Here is a 6,100-nt window from a genome sequence, read left to right on the forward strand (position 1 = left end):
AGGATGGCATGAAATACGATGCGTTTATAAGTTATCGGAGAAAAACAGGGTTTCTTATGGCACAGGTTCTCAGAGAATTGCTGAAAGAGAAGGGCGTTCGCTGCTTTCTTGATCTGGAGCAGGAACATTCCGGACAATTTGATGAAAATTTGTTTGTTGCGATTCAAGAGTCGGCGAACTTTATTTTGGTTTTGACAAACGGAACACTGGAACGCTGTGTGAATGAAGACGACTGGGTTCGAAGAGAATATCTGGAAGCGGTTCGGCTGAACAAAAATATTATTCCGGTTCGGTATCCGGATTTTACGTTCCCGCAGGAAAAAGAACTGGTCCAGCAGCTGCCGGATTGCATGAAAATGCTGGATACGAAACAAGGGGTGCTGTTCAGTCAGGAATATCTTCCGGCAACCATCGAGAAGATCCGGGATTATCTGGTAGATGTGGAAGAGCCGGTTTCAAATCTTTTACAGACCGATGCTTTTTTCCAGGAGGGACTGAAGAAGATCGCTTCTGTTTCCGGTGTGGACATGGCGTTTCACGCCGGTGCAGAGTGGCAAAGGGAAACGGAAAAGGTGGATATTCTCACGGATATCATTGCCAGACATCTCAAATTAAGAGTGCTGGTCAATACCGGCGATGTTGCTGAATTGGTGTGCTCGCACATGAGACAGCCGTTAAAAAAATATGTTTCGCTCGATGACACCGCAGCCGAATGGGACGAGCTCTCGAAGAAATTCCCGCAGAACATAGAAGTGCGGATTTCAGATGTTCCGCTGATGCACAGGATGTATATCATCAGAGGCAAGGATGGCGGTGCTGTCAATGTGAAATATTACACTTATGGGAATTATCGGCCCTCCGACAATTATCATGTCACGTTTTATGGAACAGATGACGCATATCAGCTCTATACAAAAGAATTCGATTATATCTGGGAAAAGGCAAGCCGCACCCTGGGAACAAACTGATTTATCAGGGACTTCTCCTGATAAATCTCAAGGGGGCTGTGAATCCGGGAGAATCGTGTTTCAAGACGGCCGATGTGATTTTTTGCCCTGCATGTAAATTTTCCGGAATTTCCCGAAAAAAATCGGATTTTTTCCGAAACCCCCTTGCAAAAAATGCTGTTCCATGATATGATAACATAAGAACCAGTCTTCACAAGCGTATCCGTGTGTCTTGTGAAGACAGATTCTAACACCTGCGCTGCTTCTCTTGCACAGATTGCAATGGCAGACGGCAGGGCGCAGGCTCTCAGAGCGCTGCGGTAAAAATTCAGAAAAATACCGATAAAGGAGAATCCTACTTATGCAGTATGGTTACTTTGACCTCAAGAACAAGGAGTATGTGATCGACCATCCGGATACCCCGGCACCGTGGGTCAACTACCTTGGTTCGCCGGAATACGGCGCAATCATTTCCAACAATGCTGCCGGCTATAGCTTCGTCAAGTCCGGCGCAAACGGCAGAATCAGCCGCTATCGCTTCAACTCGATGATGGCACTGCCTGGCCGTTACATCTACCTGCGGGACAACGACACCGCAGATTACTGGTCGGCTTCCTGGCAGCCGGTTGGCAAGCCGCTGGATACCTACAAGAGCGTCTGCCGTCACGGCACCGCATACACTGTGATCTCTGCCGACTATGCAGACATCCGCTCTGAGGTGACCTATTACGTGCCCAACGGCGCAACCTATGAGGTTTGGCGTGCGGTCATCACCAACAACAGCGATAAGCCCAGAAACCTGTCCGCCTTCGGCTTCGTAGAATTCACCAACGACAACAACTATGAGCAGGATCAGGTCAACCTCCAGTACACCCTGTTCATCACCCGCACCAGCTTCGAGGGCAACAAGATCCTCCAGCACATCAACGAGAACAGCGGCAAGGATGCCACCGGTTCCAATCACAGAGAGCGGTTCTTCGGCATGGTGGGCGCACCAATCACCGGCTATAACGGCAATCTGGACAGCTTCATCGGCCCGTACCGCACCTACTCCAACCCCATTGCAGTAGAGCAGGGCAAGTGCAACGGCGAGATGAACTATAACTCCAACGCATGCGGTGCGCTCCAGAGCGACATCGTGCTCCAGCCGGGCGAGTCCAGGGAACTGATCTACATTCTGGGGCAGAAGGACAACGCACAGGCAAACGAGATTCTGGCTTCCTATGAGGCTGCCGGCAAGGTAGATCAGGAAGTGGAGGAACTGAAGCAGTTCTGGCACGGCAAGCTGGACAATTTCCAGGTACAGACGCCGTCCGATGCGTTCAACAACATGATCAACGTCTGGAACGCATACCAGTGCTTCATCACCTTTATCTGGTCCCGTGCAGCCTCTTTCGTATACTGCGGTCTGCGCAACGGCTACGGCTATCGTGACACCGTTCAGGACATTCAGGGTATCATCCATCTGGATCCGGAGCTTGCTGCCGACAAGATCCGCTTTATGCTGTCCGCACAGGTGGACAACGGCGGCGGTCTGCCGCTGGTCAAGTTCGACCACAATGCCGGCCACGAGAACACACCGGACGATCCGGAGTACGTCAAGGAGACCGGACACCCGTCCTACCGTGCAGACGATGCCCTGTGGCTGTTCCCCACCATCCGCAAGTATGTGGGCGAATCCGGCAACAAGGCATTCTATGACGAGGTCATCGTCTATGCCAACGGCGGTGAGGACACCGTTTACGATCATCTGAAGCGTGCCATCCGCTTCTCCATGGAGCGTCTGGGCGACCACAATATGCCGGCTGGTCTGCACGCAGACTGGAACGACTGTCTGCGTCTGGGCAAGAAGGGCGAGTCCACATTCGTGGCATTCCAGCTGTACTATGCAATGTCCATGATGCAGGAACTGGCAGCAGAGCGTGAGGATACCGAATACATCTCCTACCTGACCAAGGCGCAGAAGGCGCTGGGCGAAGCGCTGGCAGACTGCTGGGACGAAGACCGCTTCATCCGCGGCATTCGGGAGGACGGCGTTGTGGTTGGCGCCAAGAAGGATCCGGAGGCTTCCATGTGGCTGAACCCCCAGAGCTGGAGTGTCATCTCCGGTTTTGCCTCCAAGGAGCAGAGCGACAAGGCAATGCAGTCCGTGGCAGACATTCTGGACACCCCGTATGGCGCAAAGCTGCTGGATCCGCCGTACATCGACCACTATTTTGACGGCGCTCTGATGCACATCTTCAATCCGGACACCAAGGAAAACGGCGGTATCTTCTCCCAGTCGCAGGGCTGGCTGATTCTGGCAGAGAGCCTGCTGGGTCACGGCGACGATGCATTCCGCTATTTCGAGGAGAGCTCGCCGGCATCCATGAATGACAAGGCAGAGCAGCGTGTTCTGGAGCCGTATGTACACGGTCAGTTCACCGAGTCCACGGCTTCCCCGTATGCAGGACGCTCTCACGTACACTGGCTGACCGGTACCGCATCCACCGTGATGGTTGGCTGCGTCGAGGGTATCTGCGGTATGCGTCCGGATGCAGATGGTCTGCATATCTGCCCGTCCATTCCGGCAGCATGGGACGGCTTCACCATGGAAAAGACCTTCCGCGGCAAGAAGCTCAGCATCACCGTACAGAATCCGGCACACGTACAAAGCGGTGTGGCTTCTCTGACCCTCAACGGCAAGAAGCTGGACGGCGACTATGTTCCGGCGGATGCACTGGCTGAACAGAACACCGTTGAGGTCGTTCTGGGCTAAGAGCTCGTGTTCATAGGCGTCTATCTACGTCTTTTCGGCAAATTTTGTTGCATACTGCGTTAAAAATTCTTGCCATACGAAAGTATGCCTGCAAATTTTTGCCTTGTCTGCAAAAAAATTTGCTCGAAAATCCGCATATATTTCCTACGAACACAAGCTCTAAGCCTTAGAATCCAATCAGACACACTAGAAATCAACAGAAAACCCGCCTGCGTTCCGGCTTTTTCGGACACAGGCGGGTTTTTACTTGGATTTTACTCTGCCACGGTTTCAGAGTTTACACAGCTGAATATCATAAAATACTGCACAGGCTCTAAGATACCAAAGCAGGCGGACGTGTTCATCACATCCGCCTGCTGTTTTTATGCAAGATGATGGGAAAGCGTTATTTCGCATTTCCCAGCAGATTGCCGTTTTCGTCTACCAGCGCAAAGTCCACGTTTCCGCTGTTGACATCGATCTTGGTGCACTGCACCCGTACCGTGTCGCCCAGACGGTAGCATGCGCTTCCCTGTTCTTCCTTGAAAGCGATGCTGTCGTCGTTGACCCAGTCGCTTTCCGGCAGGGTTGCCACGTGCACCAGACCTTCTACGGTGTTGGGCAATGCTACATAGAAGCCGAAATCGGTGACACCGGCAACAATGCCGTCGAAAATCTCGCCCAGATGCTGCTGCATGTACTCCGCCTTGTAGCAGTCGTCGGCGCTCCGCTCAATGGTGATGGCACGAACTTCCGTGTCGCTGGAGCGTGTGGAAGCCTCTACAACGAAGCTGTCGTACATCTCGTGCATGGCATCGGCATCGGGATTCTCGCAGTAGCTGCTGAGGATCCGGTGGATTGCCAGGTCGGGATAACGGCGGATGGGGGAGGTGAAGTGGGCGTAGTCCTTCAGTGCCAGACCGAAGTGGCCGATGGGATCCGGCGCATAGGCAGCCTTTGCCATGGAGCGCAGCACCATGACGTTCAGCACCGGATACAGGTCGGTGCCTCTTGCGCCGTCCAGAATCTCTGCCAGATGGCGGGGCTTGATGTCGGTGAACACCGGCACATCCACGCCCAGACGCAGGAGGATCTTTTCCAGATTCTCGATCTTCTCCGGAGAGGGCTTGTCGTGGACACGATAGACAAAAGGCAGGTTCTTTTCCCGTGCCATCTTTGCGGCAGCTTCGTTTGCCAGCAGCATCATCTCCTCGACGATGCACTCGCTCTTTCCACGCTCCCGTGCAACCACGTCCACGCAGACATCCTCATCGTTGATGATGAGCGCACCCTCGGCGGTTTCCAGCTCCGGCGCACCACGGCGCTTCCGCTCCCGCAGACGGATGTCGCACAGCTCGTTCATCAGCGGAATCATGTGGATGACATCCCGATACTTGTCCAGCAGCTCCTGAGAAGCCGAGCCGTCCAGAATCTGATTGACCTCGCTGTATACGCCCTTGACGGCGGAGCGGATGACCGTCTTGCGGAACTCGTACTTCACGATCTCGCCGTTTTCGTCCAGCTCCATGAGTGCGGAGAACGCCAGACGGTCTTCGCAGGGGTTCAGAGAGCAGATGCCGTTGGACAGGCTGGTGGGCAGCATGGGAATGACGTGGTTCGCATAGTAGATGCTGGTGCCACGGTCCAGCGCCTCGGTGTTCAGCGGGGTGTTCGGGCGGACATAGTGGGATACGTCGGCGATGTGTACGCCCAGCTTGTAGCCGGAGGCTGTCTTTTCCAGCGAAACTGCGTCGTCCAGATCCTTGGAGTGTGCGCTGTCAATGGTGAAGATGGGGGTGCTGCGCAGATCCAGACGCTTTTCATATTCCTCCTGCGGAATGGGTGCGTTTGCCAGCTGTTCAGCCTCGGCAACGACCTCCTCCGGAAACGCCACGTTTACGCCACGGATGGCAACGATTGCCTCCGCACAGACGCTGGCACGGGTGGAAACGCCGAAGCTATAGACGATCTTGACCTTGTGCTCTGCGTGGCGCTGTCCGCGGTATACGACCTCTGCCAGCACCTTTTCGCCCTCGTGATAGATGACGCTGTCCTTGCGCTGAATCTGGATGGGAGTCTTGGACATGGTGTCCGCACGGAACATCAGTCTGCCGTTGTCGTCGATGATGACACCGGTCAGCTTGCTGTCCGCCTCCTCCAGAATGGCGAGCACCTCGCCCTCCGGCTTTCCGCTGCGGGAGGGAATGTTGCCGATGAGCACACGGTCTTTGGTCATTGCGCCCTGCAGGAACTTTCCGGGAATAAAGACATCCTGCGCACCCTCTTCCTCCGGCCGTGCGAAGCCAAAGGTACGGCTCAGGCGAACGATGGTTGCCGGGAAATATCCCATGTTGGCGGAGGAAACATATCCCCGCCGGCGCTCGCAGATGGCACCTTCGTGGCGCAGCTCGTTGAT

Annotated in this window: 3 protein-coding genes; 2 read left to right on the plus strand and 1 reads right to left on the minus strand. The window is 54.4% G+C overall.

Annotation, left to right across the window (positions count from 1 at the left end; genetic code table 11):
* The first annotated feature begins 8 nt into the window (after nucleotides 1-8).
* Complete coding sequence (locus tag QZL66_RS07705) at nucleotides 9-968, plus strand: TIR domain-containing protein (protein ID WP_022411152.1); 960 nt, start codon at nucleotides 9-11, stop codon at nucleotides 966-968.
* Between the two features lie 340 nt (nucleotides 969-1,308).
* On the plus strand, nucleotides 1,309-3,705 hold the full coding sequence (locus QZL66_RS07710; protein WP_022411153.1) for a GH36-type glycosyl hydrolase domain-containing protein: 2,397 nt from the start codon (nucleotides 1,309-1,311) through the stop codon (nucleotides 3,703-3,705).
* 385 nt (nucleotides 3,706-4,090) lie between these two features.
* Here QZL66_RS07710 and rnr read toward each other — a convergent pair.
* On the minus strand, nucleotides 4,091-6,100 hold a 2,010-nt coding region (rnr, locus tag QZL66_RS07715), incomplete at its 5' end, for a ribonuclease R (protein WP_293601985.1).

The organism is Ruminococcus sp. CAG:330 (assembly GCF_000437175.1).
In the GTDB taxonomy this organism is placed as follows: domain Bacteria; phylum Bacillota; class Clostridia; order Oscillospirales; family Ruminococcaceae; genus Ruminococcus_C.

Bases quoted from the DNA above. Each gene is read 5' to 3' on its own strand.
- QZL66_RS07705 (WP_022411152.1), top strand. From the start codon at position 9: ATGAAATACGATGCGTTTATAAGTTATCGGAGAAAAACAGGGTTTCTT.
- QZL66_RS07710 (WP_022411153.1), top strand. From the start codon at position 1,309: ATGCAGTATGGTTACTTTGACCTCAAGAACAAGGAGTATGTGATCGAC.